Raw genomic sequence first — 25,301 nt, 5'->3', positions numbered from 1 at the left:
TCGACATCGCCGCCCTGTAGGGTCTGGAACTCGTGGTGGAAAGCTCAGTTTCCAAGGTGGTTGGGGCCGCCGAATCCGGGCAGGACGACAAGGCGGCTCGGCGCGAGGTGTACCGCTGGGGCATCGTCACTTCGATCGGGGTGACCCTCGGCTATCTGGCTGTCATCCTGGCCAACTCCCGCCACTTCTTCACCGACGACACCGAATCCCAGTACACGGGCCTGTGGGTGTTCTTCGGCCGGGCCTTCCGTGACGGCCATTTCCCGCTGCTGATTCCGGACCAGTGGATGACGGGCAACTACACCAATGAGGAAGCGGGACTGTTCAACCCGCCGCAGCTGCTGATCGATCTGATCGCGCCCTCGGTGCCCAACCTGGCCGTGTACGCGACAATCGTGAAGCTGGTCTTCGCGATCATCACCGGGCTCGGCGTGTATCGGGTGTGCCTGGTGTACGGCGCCCGCCCGCAGTGGGCCGCGGTGGCCGGGGTGGCCATGCCGTTCACCGGCTTCTTCCTGTTCTTCGACTCGGCCAGCTGGTTCACCGCCATGGCCGGCACCGCCTGGATGATCCACGCCTGGGCGTCCGCGGAGCGTTACCTGCGCGGCCAGGGCGGTCCGATCCCGGTCTTCGTGTACCTGTACCTGGCGATCTCGGTGCAGTACGTGTTCCCCGCGGTCGAGGCCGTGCTCATGCTGATCGCGGTGGCCGTCGGCTACCTGGTGTGCCGGGGGCCGCGGACCTGGCCGCAGTGGCGCGACGCGTTCGGCCCGCTGCTGCGCCTGGCCGCCGCCGCGGCCTGCGCGGGCGCGGCGGGCCTGCTGACCTTCCTGCCCTCGATGCTGTCGGCGCAGGTGAGCTGGCGCGGCAATTCGCAGATCAATAACGACCAGTTCCTGACCGTGCCGTGGTCCGAATCGCTGAACGCCAGCCTGCCGACCACCATGCCCGCGTTCACCTCGTGGTGGGGCTACGTCCAGCCGCTGCCCATGACCTACATCGCCTGGTTCCTGATCCCGGCGCTGGCGTTCGTGGATTGGAAAGCGGCGCAGAAACATTGGAAGCAGTTCGTCGCGATTGCCCTGTTCGCACTGATGGCGCTCATGTGGACCGCCGGGCCCGGCACCGTCGGCCCGCTGCGCTGGCCCGCCCGCGTGCTGCCCATGCTGGCGCTGGGTCTGCTCGTGCTGGTGTGCGTGCTGCTGGGCCGCTTCGCCACGCTGCGGGACCGCAACACGCGGATCATCTCGGGATTGGTGCTGGTCCTGGCGCTGTGGGTGCGCACCTTCTCCGCCGACCCGCACCAGGTGCTGTGGCACCTGGGCTCGGCCGCCGTGGTGATCGCCCTCGGGTTCGGCGCGGTGTGGCTGGGCCGCACCCGCGGCACCACCGGAGCCACCGCGCTGGTCATCGCCGCCATGGTGCCGATCGCCTGGTTCCAGGTGTGGTGGGTGCAGCCCACGCCCATGTCGTGGAACCTGCCCGCTGATCGCAACGAGGCCATGGCCGCCTTCCCGAGGTTCGCGGCCGGCACCACCCTTCAGCTCTCCGACCGCGGCCTGCTGCAACCCGCCGACAAGAACCTGCAGGGCGCCTACGGGTCGCTGGTGTGGGGCAACTACGCCAAGGACCTGCAGCAGGACTACGTCAACGGCTATACGCCCAACGGGCACTTCTACTTCGGCGAAATGCTCTGCATGCGCTGGGACTCCAGCGTCTGCCCCGACGCGTACCGCCGGCTGTTCAGCGCCGAGCCGACCACCGGCCGCACTCTCGCCGACCTCATGCTGATCGACCGTGTCGTGCTGCAGAAGGCCATGTTCCCCGACGCCGGTGACCAACCCGCCCCGGAGGGCTGGCACTTCGCCGACGTGCCCGGGCACGAGAAGTACATCTGGGTGCTCGAGCGCGACAACGGCCCGATCTCCCCGGTCAACGGCCGCGTCGGCGACGCCCACGACGTCACCGCCACCTCGCTCGACGAGACCGACACCACCAGCCGTGTGCAGGTCTCCTCGGAGACCGGCGGCCGCGTCACCTTCGCGCGCCTGGGCTGGCCCGGCTACCGCGTCACTCTCAACGGCAAGGCCGTCCCGTTCCACACCGTCGCGAAAGTCTTCGTGGCCGTGGACATTCCGGCCGGCACCGACAAGGCCGTGCTGGAGGTGAGCTGGCGGCCGCCGGGCTGGAAGATCGGAATCGGCAGTGCCGCGGGCGGACTCGTCGGCCTCGGGCTGCTCCAATGGTTGTACGTTCGCTCGCGTCGGCGCGGACAGGACGTGCCCGCCGCCGAACAGCTCGACGACGATCCGGACCGCGAACTGGTGGGCACCGCCAAGTGACCGAGACGGGCCCCTCGCTCACCGGCACCGAGCCTGCCCCGGCCGGGCCGCTGCTGCGGCTGGTGCGCCGGCAGGAGATCGCCTTCGCCCTGGTCGGCGGCTTCAACACGCTGCTGGGCATGGTGCTCACCATCGTGTGGCTGACCGTCCTCGGCGGCGTGGTGTCCAAGGACGTGGCGGCCGCGCTGTCGGTGGCGCTGGCCTACGCGGTCAGCATGGTGGTGGCCTTCGTCCTGCATCGCACCCTGGTGTTCCGGGTGCGGGGCCACCTGCTGCGCGACTTCGTGGCCTTCGTCGGCGTGAACGCCGTCGGCATGGTGCTGAACATGGTGCTGCTGCAGCTGGCCGTCTCCCTGCTGCACGCCCCCGCCAAGCCGGCCGCCGTGGTGGTCATGGGGCTGGTCGCGGTGGCCAGCTACTTCGGCCACCGCCACATCAGCTTCCGCCGCCCCGCCGATTCCCCTCCCGCCCCCGCCGACCGGTAGGTTGTCGGACATGTCGGAGGAAACCCTGGACCCCACCCTGCTGAGCCTGCTCGCCTGCCCCCAGGACAAGGGCCCCCTGCAGCTGGTCCACACCGCCACCGGTGACACCGTGCTCTACAACCCCCGCCTGCGCCGCGCCTACCCGGTCGACAACGGAATCCCGGTCCTGCTCGTCGACGAGGCCCGCGACGTCTCCGACGACGAACACACCCTCTTCCTCACCCAATCCTGATCCCCCCGCCGCTCCATCCATGAGCGCCCGCTGATCTGGCTTGTGTCCCGCCGACGGCCGGCTCGCGCGGTCGCGGTGGCGGCCGCAAGTCCGGGGACCGGATCGGCGGCGACCCTACTGGTCTGTATCGGCTCCAAGCCGATGTATGCGCGAGGCTCGCGCAGCGTGGTGCTGGGTGCTGGGTTTCTGGATTTTCACCGCTGCGGCGATTGTGGCCGTGGGGCGCCGCAGTCGCATGTCATGGCGGGGCAGCCGCAAGGTTGGGTCGCTCGGTCCCAGGGTTGGGTACCGCAGCCGCAGGGTTGGGTAGCGGTGCCGCCGCAGGGGACGCCGCCGCAGCAAGAAGGGAACACCTCGCGCGCAGGGGCCGCTGGCTGGTAGGAGCGGGTTCGATTCTGCCGGTGCATGTCTCGGGCGAGATCAGCCCTGCTGGGGGAGATCGCCGGTGAAATAGCGTTGCAGGGTGGGGCCGATGATGGTGGCGAGGTCTTCGATGGGCATGGAGGCGATGGGCTCCAGGCGGAGGATTTTGCGGGTTACCAGGAGGCCGGCCAGCTGGGAGGCGGCGAGGGCGGCGCGTTGGGCACCGGTGCCGGGGGGTGAATCGACCAGGGGCCGAATCTCTTTCAGGACTATTTCCAGGATGAACGTGCGCGCCAGGGTGGGGTCGTCGCTGGCGAGGAGACTGCGGAAGGCGGCTACGGCGGGCATGCCGACGGGGGAGTCCCAGATGCCGACGACGGTGCGAATGATGTGGGCGCCCAGGTTTTCCACGGGGACGGCGGCGAAGCCGGCGAGGATGGTCTGGGGGTCGACGGGGAGTTGCAGGGCGGCGGCGAACAATTGGTGTTTGGTGCCGAAGTAGTGGTGTACCAGTGCGGGATCCACTCCGGCCGCGGTGGCGATGGAGCGGATGGAGGCGCGGTCGAAGCCGACTTCGGCGAAGCGCACCCGGGCGGCGTCCAGAATCGCCTCCCGGGTGCCGGAATTGCCCGGACGCCGTCCGCTGCGGGTCCCGTTGCCTCCGCTCACGCCGCGTGTCTCCGGGTCATGCGGTGCGCCGGCGTAGGGTGGCCGCGCCCAATCCCAGTGCGACGGCTGCGAAGACGGCCACGATCAGCACATCCCGCCACATCTGCCCGGTGGCCCCGGTATGCGTGGACACCTGCTCCAGCGCGTCGACGGCGTAGCTGAGCGGCAGTACATTGCTGATCGCCTCCAGCCAGCTCGGCAGCTGACCGCGCGGCACCAGCAGGCCGCACAGGAAGAATTGCGGCAGCACGATCACGGGCATGAACTGTACGGCCTGAAACTCGGTGCGCGCGAACGCGCTTGCCAGCAGGCCCAGCGCGACCCCGAGCACCGCGTCGACCACCGCGATCAGCACCACCAGCCCCGGGCTGCCCGCCGCGTTCAACCCGAGCAGCCAGAACGCCACCAGACAGGCCACCGCCGCCTGCACCGCGGCCGCGATGGAGAACGCCGTCCCGTACCCGGCCAGCAGGTCCAACTTGGACAGCGGCGTGGTCATCAACCGTTCCAGCGTGCCCGAAACCCGTTCGCGCTGCATGGCGATGGCGGTGATGAGGAACATGACCACGAACGGCAGGATGCCGAGCATGGTGATGCCGACCCGGTCGAACAGCCGCGGCGCGCCCGGCATGGTCGGATAGTTCTTGTACACGAAATACAGCAGCGTCATGAGCAGCGCGGGCACCAGCACGATCATGGCGACCGTGCGCCGGTCGGCGCGCAGCTGGCGCAGGATGCGCACGGTGGTGGCGGTGTAGCAGCCCAGTGGACGTGGGCCCGCGGGGCGTGAAAGTGTCGCGGTCACAGCTCTTCTCCCATCCGGATCAGCTTGAGGAAGGCGTTCTCCAGACTGGATTCGCCGGTGTCGGACCGCAATTCGGCGGGCGTGAGCTGCGCCAGCAGCCGGCCTTCCCGCATGAGCAGCAGCCGGTCGCAGTGCTCGGCCTCGTCCATGACGTGGCTCGAAACCAGCAGTGTCCGGCCCTGTTTCGCCAGCGCCTGGAACTGCTCCCACAGATCGGCGCGCAGCACCGGGTCGAGACCGACCGTCGGCTCGTCGAGCACCAGCAGCTCCGGATCGGCCACCAGTGCACAGGCCAGGGACACACGGGTGCGCTGCCCGCCGGACAGCTCGTTGCCGCGATACCCGGCATGACTGCTCAAACCCACGGCGGCCAGCGCCGTTTCGACGTCGGCCGACGAAGCACCGTACAGCGCACCGAAATACGCGACATTGCTGGCCACGGTGAGGTCGTCGTAGATGCTCGGATCCTGGGTCACGTATCCGACCCGCCGCCGCAGCCCGCGCGATCCGGCCTCCTCACCGAGTACGGACACCGACCCGGATTCGATGATCTGTGTCCCGACGATGCTGCGCATGAGCGTCGTCTTCCCGCACCCCGACGGCCCGAGCAGCCCGGTGATGCTGCCCCGCGGAACGGTCAGGGAGATGTTCTGCAGAACCTGATGCCCGCCGCGCCGCACTTCCAGGTGCTCGATGGCGATGGCGTCGGTTGTCGTCGCTGGTGCCGTCACAGGTCACCCTCAATTCATCGAGTGTTGAATTCACTACGTGATGAATTGTGCGCTCACCCGGGGCTCAGGGCAAGACCCCGCTGCGTGTCGTTTTCCGGCGTGGCGATCCGGTCATGCCGACGTGGCGATCTGGTCGTATCTGACCGATTCCGCTGACCAAATCGTGACGAATCACGCGAGGTCGGCCAGTCCGGGCGCATTCCGGCGGCGGTCCATCCAGAATCGCCGCATGCGTGTACTTCTGACCGGCGCAGCCGGATTCATCGGCTCGCACATTCACCGCGCGGCACTGGCCGCCGGACACGAGGTCGTCGCGGCCGACTTCATGCTCGCCGCTGCCCACGGATCCGCCGCCGTGCCCCCGCCCGGCATCGCCCGGGTGGACGTGCGCGACCCGGACGCCCTCGGCGATCTCCTGCACGGCATCGACGTCGTCTGCCATCAGGCCGCCGTGGTCGGCGCGGGCGTCAGCGCCCAGGACGCCCCGGCCTACGCCAGCCACAACGACCTCGGCACCGCCGTACTGCTCGCGGCCATGCACCGCGCCCACTGCCGCCACCTGGTGCTGGCCTCCTCGATGGTGGTCTACGGCGAGGGCCGCTACGTCGATTCCGCGGGCGCGCCCGCCGAGCCGGCCCCGCGCACCCGCGCCGATCTCGACAACGGCCGCTTCGACTACCGCGGCCCCGACGGCCGTCCCCTCACCTGGGCGCCCATCGACGAGGACGCGCCCCTGCGTCCGCGCAGCCTCTACGCCGCCTCCAAGGTGGCCCAGGAGCACTACGCCACCGCCTGGGCCGCGGCCACCGGCGGAACCGTCACCGCACTGCGGTACCACAATGTGTACGGACCCGATATGCCCAGGGACACACCGTATTCCGGGGTCGCCGCCATCTTCCGCTCCGCACTCGAGGCGGGTGAGTCCCCGCGCGTGTTCGAAGACGGCACGCAGGCCCGCGATTTCATTCATGTCAGCGATATCGCGGAAGCCAATGTCGCCGCCCTCGAACACCCGCTGGGCGCGTTCACCCCGCTCAATATCGCCTCGGGCACCCCCATCACCATCGGTGAGGTGGCCGCCATCCTGGCCCGCGCCTGCGGCGGCAAACAACCCGTGGTGACCGGCGACTACCGCGCCGGCGACGTCCGCCACATCGTGGCGAGTCCCGAACGCGCCCGCCGCTCACTGGGTTTCGTCGCCGCCGTCACCCCGAGTCTGGGGCTCGCCGAATTCGCGACCGCGCCCTTGCGCTCCGCCGCCGGGAACGGGGCCCCCACCTGGCGGTGAATCCGGCTGCGGCGACTACCAATTCGTCAGGATCAGGTGGTTGACGAGCAGCGCCCCCGCCGCCTGCGCGGCAAGCCAGAAGCGCGTGCTGTGGCGGGGGAGCAACGCGGTCGCCGACAGCGCCCACACATCGAACGGCAGCCAGATCCGTTCGGTCTCGGCCTTGCTCAGCCCGCTGATGTCCGCGATGAGGATGGCGGTGATCCCGGCGGCGGCCAGTAGCGCCGCCGGATCGACGCGGGAGCGCCAGCGCGAGAGCCGGTTCCGCCACGGCTGCACCGGCAGGATCTCCAGCTCGACCAGCACCCGGCTGCCCGCGGCGGCGGTGGCCAGCCCCACCGCGCACACCGTCGCCGCGAGATTGCCCCAGACCCAGTACGAATAGGGCCGCTCGCTGGCGATGCCCTGGTAGTAGCGCTGCACCACGAGGTGATAGCCGGTGGGCCACCAGAACCCCGCCGCCGCGAAGACTCCCACCACCGCCAGCGCACCCCCGACCGCCGGCAGCGCGGGCCGCAGTGACCGGGCCAGCAGCACCGCCGCGGCCGGAATCGCCATGAGCGCCAGGCCGTAATTCAGGAAGAGGGTGAACCCGAACAGCACTCCGGACGCCAGCGCGAGCAGGGGCCAGCCGCGCTCCAGCCGGGTCGCCAACGCCAGCAATGCCACCGCCCAGGCGCCCACCCCGGCGAAGAGCCCGTCCGCGGAGACCGCGATCCAGACGACCGCGGGCATGAGCGCGAGGAAAGGCGTTGCGGCCCGGGCCCGATGCTCGGACCCCAGCGCCTGGATGGCGAACGGCACCGCCGCCGCGGCACTGGTCCCGACCAGTACGCACAGCAGTCCCGCCCAGGCTCCGCCGCCCAATCCGATCCGGTCCAGCAGCACGAACACCAGCAGCGCGCCCGGCGGATGCCCGGACACGTGGGTGGTCCACGAATCGGGCTGGAAATCCAGGATGCGCCCGGAGAATCCGCGCAGCATGGCCCCGATGTCGTGCACTCCGCCGACCTCGTGCAGGTACTCGTCGCGGGTGGTGAGCCGCCCGGCGAAGCCGCGCTGCCAGCCGTCCACCATGGCCAGCGCGAACGCCCACGCCGCCGCTGTCGCCCACGCCGCCAGCAGCAGTCGTCCCCACGACAGCCGCCGTGCCAGATCGGGGCCGAAGCGCACCACGGCCGCGGCGAGGGCGACGGCCGGCACCGTGCCCCACCCCACATGCGGCAGCCAGCCACCGAAGATCGGCGCGGCCTCGGCGTAGAGCCGATCCCGCCAGGGTTTGCCCTCGATTCGCGGAAACGCAAAGGCGGCACAGACCAAGAGGAGAGCCGCGAGCGCGCAACAGCCGTCGGCACGGGTGGAGACGGAGCGCGCGACCCGGGTCGCGGAAGCGTTCGCCATGCCGGAAACCCTAGGCTCCGAAACCCGCCGGAACTGTCCGGATCGCCATTTCTCCTGCTCTTGTCATACTTTCGTCATGCGTGTCCCGGGGTCGGAAGACCTCGATTGCCCGTACGGTCGAGGCCATGACCGAGTTGGACTCCGTACCCGGGGTCACGGTGGTGATCCCCTGCCGGGACGAAGCGGAAGCGCTTCCCGGCGTACTGTCAGCAATTCCGGTGGGCTACCGGGTGATCGTGGTGGACAACGGCTCCACCGATGGCACCGCCGAGGTCGCGCGTGCCGCCGGAGCGACCGTGGTGACCGAATCGACCCCCGGCTACGGCAGCGCCGTGCACGCCGGCGTCGACGCCGCCCGCACCGAACTGGTCGCCGTCCTGGACGGCGACGGCTCCCTCGACCCTGGAGAACTTCCGCGGCTGGTGGCCGAATTCGGGCCGGGCATCGACATGGTGGTCGGTCGCCGCCGCGCGGCGGTACCCGGCGTGCAACCCCTGCATGCGCGAATCGGCAACTGGGCCTTCGCCTTCCGGCTGCGACGCCGCTACGGACTGCCGGTGCACGATATCGCCGCCATGCGGGTGGCCCGCCGCGACCGCCTGCAGGCGCTCGGCCACCTGCACGCCCGCTCCGGCTACCCACTCGCCCTGCTCACCGGTGCGGCCCGCGCGGGCTGGCTGGTGCTGGAGCGCGACATCACCTATCGGCCGCGGACTCACGGCGAGTCCAAGGTCTCCGGTTCCTGGCTCGGCACCGTGCGTGCCGCCCGAGACTTCTGGAGCGTGCGATGAACCCGACCGATGTCCCCGCCACCATGCTCGTGGTGGCCAAATCGCCCATCCCCGGATTCGCCAAAACCCGCCTCACACCGCCGTTCTCGCCGGTCGACGCCGCCTACCTGGCGGCCTGCGCCCTGCTCGACACGCTGGACGCGGTGCGCGAGAGCGGCATCCGGCACAGCGTCGTCGCCTGGACCGGCGACCTCGACCGCGCCGAGCGTTCGGTCGAACTGGCCGCCGCCCTGCGCGAGGTGACCGTGGTGCCGCAGCGCGGCGACAGCTTCGGCGAACGCCTCGCCAACGCCCACGTCGATGCCGCCGAGTTCGGTGTCCCGGTGCTGCAGATCGGCATGGACACCCCGCAGGTCGACGCCGACCTGCTGCACCGCTCGGCCGCGCGCCTGGTGGCCACCGGCGACACGGTCCTCGGCCCCGCGGCGGACGGCGGCTGGTGGGCCCTCGGTCTCCCCGAGCCGCGCCCGGCGCACCTGCTCACCGACGTCCCCATGTCGACCCCCCGCACCGGCGAGCTGACCGCAACAGCCCTGCGCCACAGCGGATTCCGGGTGCACTCCCTCCCCACCCTCACCGATGTGGACACCTACGCCGATGCCGTCTCCGTAGCGGCCGTGTCCCGCGGCCGCTTCAAATGCGCCGTTGCCGACCTGGTGACATCGAAAACCCCCGCCCCACTCTGAGATTCGAGCTTGGAAAGGAGCCCGCGGCGGCCGCCCGAACCGGCCCCGCCGCGGACGCCATGTCAGAACCCACCGCACCACCCGATATTCCCGCACCGCCCGGCGGGCCAATCCAACCCGGCGGAAAAGTCCAGTCGAGCGGGAGAGCTCAGCCCGGCGGGACAGCTCAACCCGCCGGGGTAGGCCAGTTTGGCGGGGCAGCTCAGTCCGGTGGGGCAGCTCAACCTGGTGGGACGGCCCAGTCTGGTGGGGCAGCTCAGTCCGGTAGGGCAGCCCAGTCCGGTGGGGCAGCTCAACCCGGTGGTACGGCCCAGTCCGGTGGGGCAGCTCATCGTGACCCGGTCGAGGGGGTCGGCCGGGTCGAGGAGGCCGGGCCGCTCCAACTGTTGCTGCCGGTCGCGCTTTCCGATCGGCTGAGTCCTGCCCGCTCCACGGCCGTGGCCGCGCGGACGGGCATGGCCCTCGGCGTCGGCATCACCATCCTGTTCGTGACCGGCCTGATCAGCCACCTGATCCAGCATCCGCCGGACTGGTTCTGGTGGCCCGCGCATCCGGTGTGGCTGTACCGGCTCACGCAGGGCGCGCATGTGACGGTCGGGGTCATGATGATCCCCCTGCTGCTGGTCAAGTTCTGGTCGGTGTATCCGCGGTTCTTCATCAAACCGTCGCTGCGCCGGGGACTTCCGGACGCGCTGGAGCGGCTGTCGGTGGCAGTGCTGATCGGCGCGGTGCTGTTCGAGATCGTGACCGGGCTGTTCAATACCGCGCAGTTCTACCCGTGGAAATTCTTCTTCACCACCACACATCACGCCATGGCGTACGTGGCCTTCGGTGCGGTCCTGGTGCATCTGGCGGTCAAGCTTCCAGTTGTGCGGCAGGCGCTTTCGCGGCCGATCGACAATCCTGTCCCGGATGCCGACCAGACCGGGGAAGCGGAACGCGCGCAGCCCGGTGTTTCGCGGCGCGCGGTACTCGCCGCGGCCGGGCTCGGCACGGTCGTGGCGGGCCTGGCGGTGGTGGGGCAGTCGATCCCGTTCCTGCGCTGGGTCTCCCTGCTCGCGCCACGCAGTGGCGCAGGCCCGCAGGGTGTTCCGATCAACCGGACCGCCACGGCCGCTGGAGTCACCGAGACTGCCCGCTCACCCCAGTACGAACTGACGGTGAAAGTCGGTGGCTGCGAACACGATTTCTCCCGCGCCGACCTGGAGGCCCTGCCGCAGACCGACAGCGCGCTGCCCATCGCCTGCGTCGAGGGCTGGAGCGCGCAGGGCCACTGGTCCGGGGTCCGCCTGCGCGACCTGCTGGCCCGGGTGGGCGAATACGGGGGCGGCGACGTACGTTTCGTGTCCCTGGAGACGACCGGCATCTACGGTTCGTCCGTCCTGCCCCGCACGCACGTGGTGGATGCCGCCACGCTGATCGCCCTGCGCCTCAATGGCGAAGACCTGGCCCTCGACCACGGCTACCCCTGCCGCCTCATCGCACCCAGCCGCCCGGGTGTCCTGCAGACCAAATGGCTGAAGTCGATCGAGGAACTGTCATGACGACCACCCGAATCCTGCTGGGCGCCCTGGGCATCGGCCTGGCCGCGTACGGCGTCGAACTGCTGTTGAAGATGAGCACCCCGGACCTGCGCTCGGTCGCGACCTGGTTCATCGGCGTCATCCTCGCCGAGAACCTGGTCTTCGGCCCGGCCGCGGCCCTCGCGGGCGCGCTCGGCCGCCTCGTGCTCCCCGCCCGCTGGTGGCCCGCCTACGCCGTGGGCGCGTTCATCAGCCTGGCCCTGATCCTCATCGCCGTCCCGATGTTCGGCCGTGAGGGCGCGGTCCCCGGCAACGCCACCATCCTCGACCGTGACTACACGGTCGGCCTGCTGGTCGCGCTCGCCGTGGTCTGGGCGGGGGTGGCCGCCTACCTGCTGTTCACCGCCCGGCGGTGGTCAGCAGTGGCAGCCGGACCTCGAATCGCGCACCGTCGGAACGATTCTGCGCGGTGATATCTCCGTGGTGCGCCGCCACCAGCCCGGCGGCAATCGCCAATCCCATGCCGCTGCTGCTGCCGAGTTCGGCCGCCCCGGGGGAGCGGGCGGAGCTGCCGCGGTACGCGACCTCGAAGATGCGCGGCAGATCGGCCTCGGAGATGCCGGGCCCGGTATCGTCGACCCGGGTCCAAGCGTGCCCGGCGTCGGCGCCCGCCGAGATGTCGATGCGCCCGCCGGGCGGGGTGTGCGCGATGGCATTGGCGACCAGGTTGGTCAGCACCCGGCCCAGCGCCCGATCGCTGCCCGCCACCACGATCTTGTCCTCGGGTTGCGTTGCGGCCAGGGTGATCCGGGCGCGTTCGGCCGTCGGCCGGTTGGCCGCCAGCACCTCGTCGATGAGCTCGCGCAGATCGACCGGCTCCATCCGCAGCCGCAGCGCCCCCGAATTGATCTTCGACATCTCGAACAGGTCGTCCACCATCGCGGAGAGCCGATTCGTCTCGCGCACGATCTGGTCCGCGTACCGCTGCACATCCTCGGGACGCGACACCACCCCGTCCTGCAGCGCCTCGCCCATGGCGCGAATCCCCGCCAGCGGGGTGCGCAGATCGTGGCTGACCCAGGCCACCAGCTCGCGCCGCGACCGTTCCGCCGCGCGCTCCTGCTCCAGCATCTCGCGCTCCCACACCGTGGCGCGGGCCTGCTCGCGGCCGAGCAGAATCGCCGCGGGCACCGTGACAGCGGTGACGACGGCCAATACCACTGCCGTGCGCTCGAATTCGGCCCCGAACATGAGCCCGCTCACCGCCACCACCCCGCACAGCGTGGCCAGCGTCGGAATCAGCACCAGCACGGCCATGCTCGTGGTCATCGCGCGATTGCGGGTGTAGCGCAGCAGCAGTGCGCCGATCACCACCACAGGCAGCGTTCCCGCCAGCGCGTACCCGATCAGCCCGGGTGTATCAGTCGGCACCGGGCCCCTCCTCGGTTCCGGGATCGGTACCGAGATCGGCACGGCCCCAGGCATATCCGCGACCCCACACCGTCTCGATCCGATGTGCGGCGCCCAGTTTGGCGCGCAACCGCTTCACGTGCACGGTGACCGTGGACAGGTCGCCGAAGTTCCAGCCCCACACCTCGGCGAGCAACTCCTGCCGGCTGAAAACGCGTCGTTGATGCGCCAGCAGGAAGGCCAGCAGATCGAATTCGCGCGCGGTCAATTCGACCGGCGTTCCACCGGCCACCACGGTCCGCGCCGCCCGGTTCAACTCCACCCCGTCCCCGCGCAGCACCTCGTCGGCCACCGGCTGTGGATGCGTCCGCCGCAGCACCGAGGCCACCCGTAGCGCCAGCTCGCGCGGACTGAACGGCTTGGTCACGTAGTCGTCCGCCCCCGCCTGCAACCCGACCACCCGATCGTCCTCCTCGCCGAGCGCGGTCAGCAGAATGATCGGCGTCTCCGGATGCGCCCCCGCCCGCACGGCCCGCGTCAGATCGATCCCGTCCGGCGGCGGCATCATCACATCCAGCACCGCCAGATCGATCTCGTTCCGGGCCAGCACGGCTGCGGTCGCAGCCCCGTCCGCGGTCTCGACCACCTCGAGCCCGTCCCGCTCCAGATACCGCCGCACCACCTCGCGCACCACGGGATCGTCATCCGCCACCAGAATCCGCATCTCCCCACCCTAGGCGGCGTCGAACCGCGAATCACCTGGTCCGAGCCATTTCCGAAGTCGCCGTCACAGTTTCGTCACCACCGGTGACCGGCTCCAACGACCCTGCGGACCTACCGTCGAACCATGGACCCCGCACCCGCCGAGCTCCACGTGGTCGCCGCGGTCACGGTATCGGGGCGGCCGATCGCCTGGCCCGCGCGGTGCTGAGCGCACCGAGCGCGGGAGCGCCGGGCGGCTCTACGCTCTGGACGTGACCAGCGACATGTCCGGCCCGGCCGGCGAGGTCGAAGCGGAAGGCGGACAGGTCCGGGCCTCGACCCTGGAACTGTTCTTCGACCTCGTCTTCGTCTTCACCATCACCCAGCTCACCCACGCCTTCACCCACCATCCCGGCTGGTCCGAGCTGGGACACGTGGCGCTCATGTTCGCAATCATCTGGTGGATGTACAGCGGGTACGTCTTCCTCACCAATGAGGTCGCCCCGAGCAATTCGTCGCGCCGCACATTCCTGCTCATCGGCATGTTCGGCTTCTTCGTCATCGCCCTCGCGATTCCGAGTGCGTTCCAGGGTTCCGGGCTGGCCTTCGGACTCGGGTACTTCGCGATCAACACGGTGCACAGCGTCATGTTCGCGAGGTCGGGCAGCCGGGGGGCGAGCTCCGCGATCCTGCGTCTCGCGCCGCTCAATGCCGTGTCCGCGGTGCTGGTGCTGGCGGGCGGCATCGCCGAGGGCTGGGTGCGCGCGGTGCTGTGGATGATCGCGGTCGCGGTGCAGGTGGTCTCGCCGTACCTGGCCCGCACCGAGGGATTCGTCATCCGCCCCAGCCATTTCTGCGAACGCCACGGTCTGGTCGTGATCATCGCGCTGGGCGAATCGGTGGTGGCCATCGGCGCGAACCTGACCGGTATGGACCTCACCGTCGGCCTGGTCGCGACCGCCGGCCTCGGCCTCACCCTCGGATATGTGCTGTGGTGGGCCTATTTCGGCTTCGACGACGAGCGCGGCGAGCACCGGCTGCGGGCACTGCGGGGCCCGGCGCAGATCCGCACCGCGGTACTCGCCTACGGCTATTCACTGTTCGTGCTGGTGCTCGGCATCATCCTGACCGCGGCCGGCATCTCCATGACCATCGGGCACGGCAATCAGCCCGCGAGTAAGGCCGCGGCACTGGCGCTTTCGGGCGGCGTGGCCCTGTTCCTGCTGGGCCAGTGCCTGTTCCGGCTGGCTCTGGGCATTCCCCGCCCGGGTCTGCGATTCATCGCCGCGATCGCCGTCCTGGCCACCGCGCCGATCGGCATCGCCTGGGTGGCCTGGGGACAGCTCGTGGTCCTGATGCTGGTCGCCTACGGCTTCGTGATCGCCGACGACCTGCTCCGAGTCCGATCCGGGGAGCGCAGCGCGTACCTGCAGGACATCTCAGGCTTCGGGCACCGGATCATTCGCGACGGCGATCGCTAGCCGCGCTCAATCCCGTTGCGGCAGCGCGCAACCGTCGGGACCGCAGGCCTCGCCGTCCGCGACGATCTCGACCTCCGGCGCGTGATCGCTCCAGGCCCGTTCCAGTGCCTGCGCGAACACCTCCGACGGCTGCGCGCCCGACACCCCGTACTTGCGGTCGAGCACGAAGAACGGCACGCCACGCGCGCCCAGCCGGGCGGCCTCGGCCTCGTCTGCACGCACCGCGTCGGCGTAGGCCTCGGGGTCCGCGAGCACCTCGCGGACGGCGGCCTCGTCGAATCCGGCCGACACCGCGACCCGAACCAGTCGTTCGCTATCTCCGAAAAGCGGCTCCTCCTCGGCGAAGTTGGCCGCGTACAAGGCATCCAGCAACTGCTCCTGCTTGCCCTGCTCGAGCGCGAAGTGCAGCAGCCGATGCATGTCGAAGCTGTTCCCGAAGTCCCGTCCCGAGGTCAGATAGGGCAGCCCGACCGCCTCGGCCTGCGCCCCGATGCCGCGCTCATTGGCGGCGGCCTGCGCCTCGCTGATGCCGTACTTCTCCGCGATGTGCGGCACCACCGCGTCGCTGTGATCCCGGGGCAGCGTCGGGTCCAGCTCGAAGGACCGGTGCACCACCGACACGGCATCCCGATGCGGGAACGCCTCCAGCGCCTCCTCGAAACGCCGCTTGCCCAGATAACAGAACGGGCAGTTGATATCGGTCCAGATCTCGACCTGTACGGCCATCACACCTCACACTCCGACGCTGTTTCCGCAGGCCGGAGGGTCCGGCCACCCCTCTGCCAACCGGCGGCCGGGCCCGAATGTTCCGCTGTGACCCAGCTCACAATGGCGGATTGTCACGTTCCGCGGGGCTGTCCTGTCTCATGCCCGACCCAGCAGGAACGAGCCCCACGGAGCCGACCATGAACGCCACCACCAACACTCACCGAATCGTCGTCCTCGGCGCCGGCTACACCGGCATGCTGGCCGCCATCCGCCTGGCCCGCCGCACCCGCAAGCTGGATGCCCACATCACACTGGTGAACCCCTCGGAGCGCTTCACCGAGCGGCTGCGCATGCACCAGATCGCCGCCGGGCAGGAACTGGCCGACCACCGCATCCCCGAGCTGCTGGCCGGTTCGGGCGTGGTCTTCCACCGCGCGGCCGCCGTCGCCATCGACGCCGACGCCCGCGTCGTCACCCTCGACGACGCCACCGACCTGCCCTACGACACCCTGATCTACGCCCTCGGCAGTACCACCGACACCTCGACCGTGCCCGGAGCCGACCACCACGCCTGGACCCTCAACGATCCGCGCCAGGCCCGGCGCTTCTCGCACCGGCTCACCGAAATCGCCGCTGCCGCAGGCACTGTCACCGTGGTCGGCGGCGGGCTGACCGGTATCGAGGCGGCCACCGAGATCGCCGAATCGCACCCGGGCCTGACCGTCACTCTGATCAGCGCTCAGCAACCCGGACACATGATGGGCGACAAGGCCCGCGCGCACCTCAACCGCGCCCTGGACCGGCTCGGTATCGTCCGCAAGGTCGGTGTACAGGTCGCCAAGGTGCTGCCCGATGCCGTGCGCCTGACCACCGGCGACCTGATCGCCTCGGACCTGACCCTGTGGACCGCGGGCGTGAAGGTGTCGCCGCTGGCCGCCCAGGCCGGAATCGCCGTGGACGAGCGCGGATTGATCGTCACCGACACCACCCTGCGCTCGGTCTCGCACCCGGAGATCCTGCCCATCGGCGACGCCGCCGCGGTGCGCATGCCCTTCGGCGTCCTGCACGGCACCTGCCAGAGCGGCATGCCCACCGCCGCATACGCCGCCGACAGCCTGGCCCGCCGACTGCGCGGAAAGACCGTGAAGCCCTTCCGTTTCGGCTACATCCACCAGCCGGTGAGCCTGGGCCGCAAGGACGCGGTCATCCAGTTCACCGAGGCCGACGACACCCCGCGCCGCTGGTACCTGAAGGGCCGCGCCGCCGTCGCCTACAAGGAGCAGGTCAGCGGTAGCCCGGTGCCGGTGTACAAGATGAGCAAGCACATGAACATGCAGGTGCAGTTCGCCAACGGCGGCCGCGCCACCCGCGCGATCGCATGCTGAGATCATCGAAACGACCCGAATGTCTCTCCGGTTCGCGTCAGCCCAGGTAGCCGGGATATCGATGCGATATCCCGGCCCGCCGATGGATTCATTTCGCAAGACCCGGTAGGTATGAGTCCCATGCAGGATCACACGCCCGACCAGCCCGTACCCGCTGCCCGGCAGGACGATTCGATCGATCCCTTCGTGGCACACCGCCGGCTGCTGTTCGGCACCGCGTACCAGATGCTCGGCACTGTCACCGACGCCGAGGACGTCCTGCAGGACGCCTGGATCAAATGGCACGAGGTGGACCGGGACACGGTCACCCACCCCAAGTCCTATCTGGTCCGCACGGTCACCAATCTGGCGCTCAACCGCCTCACCTCGGCGCGCGCCACCCGCGAGACCTATGTCGGGCCGTGGCTGCCCGAACCCCTGCTCACCAGCACGGCCGACGCCGCAGAGGAGACCGAGATGGCCGACACCGTGTCGACCGCCATGCTGGTCGTCCTCGAAACCCTGAGCCCGGTCGAGCGCGCGGTCTTCGTGCTGCGCGAGGTCTTCGGCTATTCGCATGCCGAGATCGCCGGTTTCCTGGACCGCCCCGAGGCCACCGTCCGCCAGATCTCGCACCGAGCCCGCTCCCATGTGCACTCGCGCCGCCCGCGCTTCGACACCGATGTCTCGATCCGCTCGGAGATCACCGAGAAGTTCATGGCCGCGGCCCAGGGCGGAGATGTCAACGCGCTCATGGAACTACTGGCCCCCGACGTGACGCTGTGGAACGACGGTGGCGGCAAGGTCACCGCCGCCCGCCGCCCGCTCTACGGTCCCGACCATGTGGCTCGCTGGATGCTCGGCGCCATGGCCAAACCGATCAGCGCGGGCATCCGCCTCGAATCCGCCTACATCAATGGCGAACTCGGCGTGCTGGCCATGATCGGTGACTACCGTGTGGGTGCTCTGACCTACGACATTCGCGATGGTCACATCGAAAACATTCGCTTCCAGGTGAATCCGGACAAACTGGCCGGTATTCAGCAACAGGGTGGCAGTGAATAGGTCGCCGAATCGGTCGGTCGACAGGAATCCGGTGGCGCGGCGATAGCGGTCCCGTACGATTCGGCGCTCGTCGGGGGCATCCGCTCCCGTTTCGACACCGCCATTCTGCAAGGGGTTTCGTAGTGATCGGCTATACCAAGCGCCATGCGGCGCGACACATTCTGCCCTGGGCCACCGCGGTCTTCATCGGTGCGAGCAGCGCGCTCGCCGGTCCCGCGGTCGCCGCGCCGGTGCTCCACACCGCCTGCGCTGCCAGCGAATACGAGAACGTGAGCGGCGCCTGCGTGCCGCGCCCGGAGCAGTCTCCCACCGTCCCGGACGGGGCTACCGCCCGCTGCAAGGACGGCACCTACAGCTTCAGCCAGCACCGCAGCGGCACCTGCTCGCACCACGGTGGCGTCGCAACCTGGCTCTGATCACCGCTTCGGCTCCGGCCACGCGGTAACCGGCCCCGCACGGCCGTCCCGGCACTCCGGGCGGGACGGCCGTGCGGAACAATAGGTCGGCGTGAGTGCCGAAGAGCTTGCCGTCGAACCACTGTGCGCCGCGCGGCGCCTGCTCGGCAGCACGCTCTGGTCCGGTCCGGTGGGCCTGCGCATCGTCGAGGCCGAGGCCTATGGGAGCGACCCCGCCGGCCCCTGGCCCGACCCGGCCGCCCACTCCGGCCGCGGCCGCACCCCGCGCAACGCGGTCATGTTCGGCCCGCCCGGTGTGCTGTACGTCTACTTCAGCTACGGCATGCACACCTGCGTGAACGTCACCAGCGGTCCCGACGGCGTCGCCAGCGCGGTCCTCGTCCGGGCCGGGGAGATCATCGCGGGCCACGATCTCGCCCGCACCCGCCGCGTCGCTGCCAAATCCGACGCCGACCTGGCCCGTGGCCCCGGCAATGTCGGCAGCGCCCTCGGAATTCGCCTGGACGACTACGGAACTCACCTCTTCGACCCGGACGCGCCGATTCGCTTGGAGCTCGGCCCCGAGATCACCGATCCCGCTGCCGTATCCGCCGGTCCCCGGGTCGGAGTGAGCCTGGCCGCCGACCGTCCGTGGCGCCTGTGGCTGCCGGATTCCCCGGCGGTGTCGACCTACCGCCGCAGCCCGCGCGCTCCCAAGCTGGATCGTTCCGCCTAGTCCGGATCGGTCCGCGCGCCGGGCGGTACGCGGCGCACCGGAGTCCGTATCGGCGGGCGGACCGGAGGACTACGGTGGATGAATCGACCGCTCACCCTAGGTGGAATAGCCCATGTTCGAACGGTTCACCGACACTGCCCGCCGCGCCATCGTGCTGGCCCAGGAGGAGGCCCGTCTGCTCGGGCACGACTGGATAGGAACCGAACACCTGCTGCTCGGCCTCCTGCACGGCGGCGATCCGATCGCGGGGCAGGCCCTCGCGGACGTGGGCCTGGACCTCTCCGGCCTCCGCGAACGGGTGAACCAGGCGGTCGGCGTGCAGGAGAACGGTGTCCCCGCCGGGCACATTCCCTTCACACCCCGCTCGAAGAAGGTGCTGGAGATGTCGCTGCGCGAGGCAATGCGCCTGCAGCACAACTACATCGGCCCCGAACACCTGCTGCTGGCCCTGGTCGCCGAGGGCTCCGGCGTGGCCTCGCAGGTCCTCATCAGCGAGGGCGCCACGACCGACGACCTCCGTGACCGGATCGACGCTCGCATGGCCGCGAGCCCCGGCCCGACCGGCGTGCCCTCGGCCGAAGCCGCACTCCGCCAGCGCATCACCGAACTCGAACACCGAGTGGCCGAACTCGAGCGTCGCCTGGACGGTCCCGGCACTGGGACCGTCCTCGGCGACATCATCGGGTAGCTCGCGCTACACGTTCAGCGGCACCGCCCGGGCGGCTCGCTCCCCGGCCGCCAGCACTGCGGAAACCGTGGCGCGGGCGGAGGTTTCACCGGTGCCGAAGGCCCAGGCCACGCTGCCGTCCGTCCGGTACTCCAGGTAGGCGACGGCCGGATCGACTCCGGCGCGGTCCACGCTCTGATGCGCCACCGACAACACCTCGACCGAGAACCCACGCCGGCCCAGCAGACCGATGGCGTCCTCGGCCGTCGCGTCGGCGGGGATGCCCGAATCGGCCGGGCTCCCCGCGTAGGTCGCGGTGAACAGCTCCCACAACGTCCGCGCCGACACCTCGGTCCCGGTCCGGTCGGTGTGGCGCTGCACGTGGCGGGCGAAGTCGATCTGCAGGCGGCGCGGCAACTCCAGGCCGTATTCGGTCTCCAGCAGGTACGCGATCCCGCCCTTGCCGGACTGCGAATTGACCCGGATCACCGCGTCGTAGGACCGGCCGACGTCGGCCGGATCGATGGGCAGATACGGTACCTCCCAGGCGATTTCACGTTCGGGCTGCCCCAGCCGGGCCGCCCGCTCGCGATGCTCGGTGAACCCCTTCTTGATCGCGTCCTGATGCGTCCCCGAATAGGCCGTGTACACCAGATCACCGGCGTAGGGATGGCGTTCGTGCACCGGCAGCCGCGTGCAGTACTCGACGGTCCGCCGCACCTGGTCGATATCGGAGAAGTCGATCATCGGATCCACGCCCTGCGCATGCAGATTCAACGCCAGCGTCGCCAGATCCACATTGCCCGTGCGCTCCCCGTTGCCGAACACGCACCCCTCGACCCGCTGCGCCCCGGCCAGCACCGCCAACTCCGCGCATGCGATCCCGGTGCCGCGGTCATTGTGCGGATGCACCGACAGGATCACGCTGTCGCGGCGCGCCAGGTTCCGGTGCATGTACTCGATCTGATCGGCGTACACATTCGGCGTCGCCACCTCGACCGTCGCGGGCAGGTTCAGCGTCACCGGCCGCTCGGGCGTGGCGTCCCACAGGGTCGTCATGCGGTCGCAGACCTCCAGCACGAAATCCGGTTCGGTCAGCATGAACACCTCGGGCGAGAACTGGAACCGGACATTCGGCATGTCCCCGGCCAGTTCCAGCACCTCGCGCCCGCCGGCCGTGATCAGCTCGGCCAGCTCGTCACGGGTCTTGCCCAGCACCACATTCCGCCAGGTCGGCGCGGTGGCGGTGTACATGTGGATGACTACATCGTTGGGAATGCCGTGCACCGATTCCACGGTCCGCTCGATCAGATCCCGGCGCGCGGGGGTGAAGACGACGATGGTGACGTCCTCGGGAGCCAGCCGCTCGGCCCCGATCAATCGCACGAAATCGAAGTCGGTCTGCGAGGCGCTGGGATAGCCGACCTCGATCTCCTTGTAGCCCATGGCCACCAGCAGTTCGAAGAACCGCCGCTTGCGGTCGGGATCCATCGGCTCGGCCAGGGCCTGATTGCCATCGCGCAGATCCACCGGCACCCACAGCGGTGCGGTCGTGATCCGGTTGGCGGGCCAGGAACGTTCGGTCAGTGGCACCGAAACCCGTTGGTACACATCGCGATACCGATGCGAGGGCATGACGGACGGCTGCTGACGATTCCAGCTCGGGGGAGTGCTCACGGGAGATTCGCTTTCGCGTCGGAGGAGGTGACCGGCGCAGCACAGCGAGCCCGCTAGCGGGGTGCCGGTCGGTCAGACCCCGCCGCGGCGGTGAAGGAGAAGCAGGGCACCCAGAAGCATGTGGACTAGACTAGAGGGCGTTCACTCCTCAGACAAGTAGAGAGGCCGAGCAATAGTGGCGCAGGTACAGAGGCATCCGCTCGCCGCCCAGGCCGCCGAGGTCCTGCTCTCGCGAATTCGTGCGGAGGAGTGGCAGCTGGGCCATCGCCTCCCCGGCGAGACCACGCTCGCCGCCCAGCTCGGCGTCGGCCGCTCGACGCTCCGCGAGGCCATTCGCGAACTCGCGGGTAAGGGCGTGCTCGAAAGCCGCCAGGGCGCTGGAGTTTTCGTCACCGCCCTGGATATCGCCGAGGACTGGGACACGGTGCTGCGCCGCTCGGACATCGTCACCGTCATCGAGGCCCGCATCGCCATCGAGGCCGAGGGCGCCGCCCTGGCCGCCCGCCGCCGCACCCCCGCCGACCTGCGCGCCATGCTCCGCGCCCTGGCCGCCCGCGCCGAAAGCGGCGATTCCGTCCAGGGATTGGTCGACGCCGACACCGCCTTCCACCGCACGGTCGTGGCCGCCGCCCACAACGACATCCTGCTCGAGCTCTTCAATGCCTTCGTCCCGCGTTCGCGCCACGCCATGATCGACATGCTCCGCATCCGTCCCATGCGCGATCCGGCCACCGACCACGACGCGCACGAGCACCTCTACGACGCCATCCGCGCCCGCGATGCCGAGGCCGCCGCGACCGCCAGCCGCGTCCACCTGACGGCGCTCAAAGCCGCCTTCGAGTCATAGAGAAAAAAATTCTCCCGAGCGGCGATGAGTTTCCGCGACAGCCCCCGTCCTAGTGAGCAAGCGAGTTCGACACCGAACCGACAAGCCCCGGAAGGACATTCGACATGACCGCCATCGCCACCACCCCGACCGTCGCCATCACCGCCACCCCGGGCAAGCTCCGCAACCGCGTGCTGTGGACCCTGCAGATCGTGCTCGGCCTGTTCTTCATCGTCGCCTCCGGCCTGCCGAAGTTCGCGGGCCAGGCCGACGCCGTCCGCGTCTTCCACCAGATCGGCTGGGGCGACTGGTTCCGCTACTTCACCGGCCTGGTCGAGGTGTCCGGCGGCATCGGTCTGCTGGTCGCCCGCCTGAACGGCCCCGCCGCCGCGGGCCTGTCCATCACCATGGTGTGCGCCGCCGCCACCCAGGCCTTCGTCCTCGGCTCCCCGGCCCTGGCGGTCTTCCCGCTCATCCTGGTCGGCGTCTTCGCCTGGATCGCCTACGAGCGCCGCGCCTCCTTCTCCACCTTCACCAACCTGGTGAAGTGACCCCGGATAATCGCTCGACCCGCAGCCCGTCGCCGATCACACTCGGCGACGGGCCTACGGGCGTCTCCGGCGGTTCGACTCGCTGATCAGCGGATCGGCCCGGGCTTGTGCCGATCCGCCCCGACGCTCAACCCTCTGCAACCTCGATATCGACGTGCGGAAAGATGGAGAGCGTGAGCGGCGACATCATCGATGAACTGACCTGGCGCGGGCTGATCGCGCAGTCCACCGACCTGGACGCCATGCGTGCGGCCGCGGCCAAGGGCCCGATCACCCTCTATGCCGGGTTCGATCCGACCGCGGCCAGTCTGCACGCCGGACACCTGGTTCCCCTGCTGGCACTCAAGCGCTTCCAGCGCGCCGGCCACCGCCCGATCGTGCTGGCCGGTGGCGCGACCGGCCTCATCGGTGACCCCCGCGACGTCGGCGAGCGCACCATGAACTCCACCGACACCGTCGCCGAATGGGCCGGCCGCATCCGCTCCCAGCTCGAGCGCTTCGTGGATCTGGACGGCCCGAACGCGGCGATCATCGCCAACAATATGGACTGGACCGGGTCGCTGAGCGCGGTCTCGTTCCTGCGGGACATCGGTAAGCACTTCTCGGTGAACGTCATGCTGGCCCGCGACACCGTCAAGCGCCGGCTGGAGTCGGACGGCATGTCCTACACCGAGTTCAGCTACATGCTGTTGCAGGCCAACGACTTCCTGCAGCTGCGCCGCGAATACGGCTGCACGCTGCAGGTCGGCGGTTCCGACCAGTGGGGCAACATCATCGCGGGCGTGGAGCTCAACCGCCGGGTCGACGGCGAGCACGTGCACGCCCTCACCGTCCCGCTGGTGACCTCGGCCGACGGCAAGAAGTTCGGCAAGTCCACCGGCGGCGGCAGCCTCTGGCTGGACCCGGAGATGACCAGCCCCTACGCCTGGTACCAGTACTTCGTGAACACCGCTGACGCCGACGTGGTCCGCTACCTGCGCTGGTTCACCTTCCTCTCCCGCGAGGAACTCGACGAGCTCGAGAAGGCGACCGCCGAGCGCCCCTTCGCCCGTGAGGCCCAGAAGCGACTGGCCGCCGAGATGACCACGCTCGTGCACGGCGAGGCGAACACCCATGCGGTGCAGCTGGCCAGCCAGGCCCTCTTCGGCCGGGGCGATCTGCGCGAGCTCGACGAGTCGACGCTGTCGGCGGCCCTGGCCGAATCCGCGGTCGACGGCAAGGTCGCCGAGGCGACCGGAACCTCCACCATCGTGGATCTGCTGGTCGACTCGGGTCTGTGCGAAGGCCGCAGTGCGGCCCGTCGCGCGGTCAACGAGGGCGGCGCCGCGGTGAACAACGAGAAGGTGTCCGATCCGGAGTGGGCCCCGTCCGACGCCGACTACCTGCACGGACGCTGGCTGGTGCTGCGTCGCGGCAAGAAGAACTTCGCCGGCGTACGCCGCGTGGCCGACTGACCGGTTCGCCGATACCGAAACAAGATCGAAATGACCTGGGTCACAAACCAGTGGCCCAGGTCGCCGATCGCCCCGGTCAGCGGCCCGTTTACCTGCGCAAACGACTCCGCGACCAGCGGATTTGACCTCGCGTTATCCGCCGCGTAACTTAGTCCAGGTCAGAGCGACACGGACACCGACCGGGACCGAAACGCCCAGCTCAGAGGCTGGAAATCATCGGAAGCGGATACGAGGTTGGACGAGGAGCGCCGGACACGAACACACCAGCCAAAATATTGGCCCTTGACTCTGCGGAGGCTCGCGGCTAGGCTGGAAAAGTTGCCTCGCAGGACATCCAATCAACTTTGGATCGATTGCTTGTGCGTGTGTTCTTTGAGAACTCAATAGTGTGTCGATGAATGTCAGTGCCAAATATTTAATTTGGTTCCGGCCTCACACCCCCCGTGTGCTGGGGTCGGACATTTAAGTCAGCTAATTTCCGGCTGGCGTTTTTATCGCTAGGTTTTCGGACTCTGCGAACATTCTTCTGATTCGCCCTTCGGGGTTGATCGAGAGTCTTCAACGGAGAGTTTGATCCTGGCTCAGGACGAACGCTAGCGGCGTGCTTAACACATGCAAGTCGAGCGGTAAGGCCCTTCGGGGTACACGAGCGGCGAACGGGTGAGTAACACGTGGGTGATCTGCCTTGCACTCTGGGATAAGCCTGGGAAACTGGGTCTAATACCGGATATGAGCCTGGACTGCATGGTCTGGGTTGGAAAGGTTTACTGGTGCGAGATGGGCCCGCGGCCTATCAGCTTGTTGGTGAGGTAACGGCTCACCAAGGCGACGACGGGTAGCCGACCTGAGAGGGTGACCGGCCACACTGGGACTGAGACACGGCCCAGACTCCTACGGGAGGCAGCAGTGGGGAATATTGCACAATGGGCGCAAGCCTGATGCAGCGACG

The 25,301-nt window shown here is 69.2% G+C and carries 25 protein-coding genes and 1 rRNA gene; 18 read left to right on the top strand and 8 right to left on the bottom strand.

Annotated features, from left to right (window positions below; all coding sequences use genetic code 11):
• Positions 1-107: 107 nt before the first annotated feature.
• From AB0L60_RS27470 to AB0L60_RS27460, 3 genes are read left to right on the top strand one after another with little or no spacing between them, the layout of a single operon-like run.
• On the top strand, positions 108-2,342 hold the full coding sequence (locus AB0L60_RS27470) for a hypothetical protein (RefSeq protein WP_364619624.1): 2,235 nt from the start codon (positions 108-110) through the stop codon (positions 2,340-2,342).
• Positions 2,339-2,827: a GtrA family protein gene (locus AB0L60_RS27465; RefSeq protein WP_364619265.1), complete on the top strand. Its 489-nt coding sequence runs from the start codon at positions 2,339-2,341 to the stop codon at positions 2,825-2,827. The genes AB0L60_RS27470 and AB0L60_RS27465 overlap by 4 nt, the downstream gene beginning before the upstream one ends.
• 10 nt (positions 2,828-2,837) lie before the next feature.
• Positions 2,838-3,059, top strand: coding sequence for a Trm112 family protein (locus tag AB0L60_RS27460; RefSeq protein WP_354848426.1), 222 nt, complete (start codon positions 2,838-2,840; stop codon positions 3,057-3,059).
• Positions 3,060-3,479: 420 nt separating this feature from the next.
• Here AB0L60_RS27460 and AB0L60_RS27455 read toward each other — a convergent pair whose 3' ends face one another.
• From AB0L60_RS27455 to AB0L60_RS27445, 3 genes are read right to left on the bottom strand one after another with little or no spacing between them, the layout of a single operon-like run.
• On the bottom strand, positions 3,480-4,091 hold the full coding sequence (locus AB0L60_RS27455; RefSeq protein ID WP_364619261.1) for a TetR family transcriptional regulator: 612 nt from the start codon (positions 4,089-4,091) through the stop codon (positions 3,480-3,482).
• Positions 4,092-4,107: 16 nt separating this feature from the next.
• Positions 4,108-4,896, bottom strand: a complete 789-nt coding sequence (locus tag AB0L60_RS27450) for an ABC transporter permease (protein WP_364619258.1) — start codon at positions 4,894-4,896, stop codon at positions 4,108-4,110.
• Complete coding sequence (locus AB0L60_RS27445; protein ID WP_364619255.1) at positions 4,893-5,627, bottom strand: ABC transporter ATP-binding protein; 735 nt, start codon at positions 5,625-5,627, stop codon at positions 4,893-4,895. The genes AB0L60_RS27450 and AB0L60_RS27445 overlap by 4 nt, the downstream gene beginning before the upstream one ends.
• Positions 5,628-5,856: 229 nt before the next feature.
• On the opposite strand from AB0L60_RS27445, the gene AB0L60_RS27440 reads away from it, so the two are divergent.
• A complete protein-coding gene (locus AB0L60_RS27440; protein ID WP_364619252.1) occupies positions 5,857-6,915 on the top strand; it encodes an NAD-dependent epimerase/dehydratase family protein in 1,059 nt (352 codons plus the stop codon).
• A 15-nt stretch (positions 6,916-6,930) separates the two neighbouring features.
• On the opposite strand, the gene AB0L60_RS27435 is transcribed toward AB0L60_RS27440, so the two are convergent.
• Complete coding sequence (locus AB0L60_RS27435) at positions 6,931-8,316, bottom strand: hypothetical protein (RefSeq protein WP_364619249.1); 1,386 nt, start codon at positions 8,314-8,316, stop codon at positions 6,931-6,933.
• A gap of 125 nt (positions 8,317-8,441) precedes the next feature.
• Between AB0L60_RS27435 and AB0L60_RS27430 the strand changes: the two genes are divergently transcribed.
• The 4 genes from AB0L60_RS27430 (at position 8,442) to AB0L60_RS27415 (ending at position 11,789) form a co-directional block, all read left to right on the top strand.
• Complete coding sequence (locus AB0L60_RS27430) at positions 8,442-9,107, top strand: glycosyltransferase family 2 protein (RefSeq protein WP_364619247.1); 666 nt, start codon at positions 8,442-8,444, stop codon at positions 9,105-9,107.
• On the top strand, positions 9,104-9,793 hold the full coding sequence (locus AB0L60_RS27425) for a DUF2064 domain-containing protein (protein WP_364619244.1): 690 nt from the start codon (positions 9,104-9,106) through the stop codon (positions 9,791-9,793). The genes AB0L60_RS27430 and AB0L60_RS27425 overlap by 4 nt, the downstream gene beginning before the upstream one ends.
• Positions 9,794-10,248: 455 nt before the next feature.
• Positions 10,249-11,337, top strand: coding sequence for a molybdopterin-dependent oxidoreductase (locus AB0L60_RS27420; RefSeq protein ID WP_364619621.1), 1,089 nt, complete (start codon positions 10,249-10,251; stop codon positions 11,335-11,337).
• Positions 11,334-11,789, top strand: coding sequence for a hypothetical protein (locus AB0L60_RS27415; RefSeq protein ID WP_364619241.1), 456 nt, complete (start codon positions 11,334-11,336; stop codon positions 11,787-11,789). Before AB0L60_RS27420 ends, AB0L60_RS27415 begins: the two co-directional genes overlap by 4 nt.
• On the opposite strand, the gene AB0L60_RS27410 is transcribed toward AB0L60_RS27415, so the two are convergent.
• Positions 11,716-12,747 (bottom strand): HAMP domain-containing sensor histidine kinase, encoded by a 1,032-nt coding sequence (locus AB0L60_RS27410; RefSeq protein WP_364619239.1) that lies wholly within the window; start codon positions 12,745-12,747, stop codon positions 11,716-11,718. The genes AB0L60_RS27415 and AB0L60_RS27410 overlap by 74 nt on opposite strands.
• Positions 12,737-13,450 carry a response regulator transcription factor gene (locus tag AB0L60_RS27405; RefSeq protein WP_364619236.1) on the bottom strand — a complete coding sequence of 238 codons (714 nt, stop codon included), beginning with the start codon at positions 13,448-13,450 and terminating at the stop codon, positions 12,737-12,739. The genes AB0L60_RS27410 and AB0L60_RS27405 overlap by 11 nt, the downstream gene beginning before the upstream one ends.
• 250 nt (positions 13,451-13,700) lie before the next feature.
• Between AB0L60_RS27405 and AB0L60_RS27400 the strand changes: the two genes are divergently transcribed.
• Positions 13,701-14,909: a low temperature requirement protein A gene (locus AB0L60_RS27400; RefSeq protein WP_364619233.1), complete on the top strand. Its 1,209-nt coding sequence runs from the start codon at positions 13,701-13,703 to the stop codon at positions 14,907-14,909.
• Positions 14,910-14,915: 6 nt separating this feature from the next.
• Here the strand turns inward: AB0L60_RS27400 and AB0L60_RS27395 are convergent, their stop codons facing one another.
• Entirely contained in the window at positions 14,916-15,635 is a 720-nt protein-coding gene (locus AB0L60_RS27395; protein ID WP_364619231.1) for a DsbA family oxidoreductase, read from the bottom strand.
• 179 nt (positions 15,636-15,814) lie between these two features.
• Here AB0L60_RS27395 and AB0L60_RS27390 point away from each other — a divergent pair, with 179 nt between their 5' ends.
• The 5 genes from AB0L60_RS27390 (at position 15,815) to AB0L60_RS27370 (ending at position 19,865) form a co-directional block, all read left to right on the top strand.
• On the top strand, positions 15,815-17,002 hold the full coding sequence (locus tag AB0L60_RS27390; RefSeq protein WP_364619228.1) for an FAD-dependent oxidoreductase: 1,188 nt from the start codon (positions 15,815-15,817) through the stop codon (positions 17,000-17,002).
• A gap of 120 nt (positions 17,003-17,122) precedes the next feature.
• The gene (locus AB0L60_RS27385; protein ID WP_364619225.1) at positions 17,123-18,046 is read left to right on the top strand and encodes an RNA polymerase sigma-70 factor; all 924 of its coding nucleotides are present in this window, start codon (positions 17,123-17,125) and stop codon (positions 18,044-18,046) included.
• A gap of 122 nt (positions 18,047-18,168) precedes the next feature.
• Complete coding sequence (locus tag AB0L60_RS27380; protein WP_364619223.1) at positions 18,169-18,462, top strand: DUF3761 domain-containing protein; 294 nt, start codon at positions 18,169-18,171, stop codon at positions 18,460-18,462.
• Positions 18,463-18,553: 91 nt separating this feature from the next.
• Positions 18,554-19,177 (top strand): DNA-3-methyladenine glycosylase, encoded by a 624-nt coding sequence (locus tag AB0L60_RS27375; RefSeq protein ID WP_364619220.1) that lies wholly within the window; start codon positions 18,554-18,556, stop codon positions 19,175-19,177.
• 112 nt (positions 19,178-19,289) lie between these two features.
• Entirely contained in the window at positions 19,290-19,865 is a 576-nt protein-coding gene (locus AB0L60_RS27370; RefSeq protein ID WP_364619217.1) for a Clp protease N-terminal domain-containing protein, read from the top strand.
• A 6-nt stretch (positions 19,866-19,871) separates the two neighbouring features.
• On the opposite strand, the gene AB0L60_RS27365 is transcribed toward AB0L60_RS27370, so the two are convergent.
• Positions 19,872-21,479: a 2-isopropylmalate synthase gene (locus tag AB0L60_RS27365; protein WP_364619618.1), complete on the bottom strand. Its 1,608-nt coding sequence runs from the start codon at positions 21,477-21,479 to the stop codon at positions 19,872-19,874.
• Positions 21,480-21,693: 214 nt separating this feature from the next.
• Between AB0L60_RS27365 and AB0L60_RS27360 the strand changes: the two genes are divergently transcribed.
• The 4 genes from AB0L60_RS27360 to AB0L60_RS27345 all read left to right on the top strand — a co-directional run.
• Complete coding sequence (locus AB0L60_RS27360) at positions 21,694-22,368, top strand: FCD domain-containing protein (protein ID WP_364619616.1); 675 nt, start codon at positions 21,694-21,696, stop codon at positions 22,366-22,368.
• 104 nt (positions 22,369-22,472) lie between these two features.
• Positions 22,473-22,898 carry a DoxX family protein gene (locus tag AB0L60_RS27355; protein ID WP_364619214.1) on the top strand — a complete coding sequence of 142 codons (426 nt, stop codon included), beginning with the start codon at positions 22,473-22,475 and terminating at the stop codon, positions 22,896-22,898.
• Positions 22,899-23,071: 173 nt separating this feature from the next.
• Positions 23,072-24,352 carry a tyrosine--tRNA ligase gene (tyrS, locus tag AB0L60_RS27350; RefSeq protein ID WP_364619211.1) on the top strand — a complete coding sequence of 427 codons (1,281 nt, stop codon included), beginning with the start codon at positions 23,072-23,074 and terminating at the stop codon, positions 24,350-24,352.
• Between the two features lie 558 nt (positions 24,353-24,910).
• Positions 24,911-25,301, top strand: a 16S ribosomal RNA gene (locus AB0L60_RS27345); the annotation flags it as partial.

The organism is Nocardia sp. NPDC051981, from assembly GCF_040680715.1.
In the GTDB taxonomy this organism is placed as follows: Bacteria; Actinomycetota; Actinomycetes; order Mycobacteriales; family Mycobacteriaceae; genus Nocardia.
Note: the sequence above shows the minus strand (reverse complement) of the source record. Positions and strands in the feature narration are given on the sequence as shown.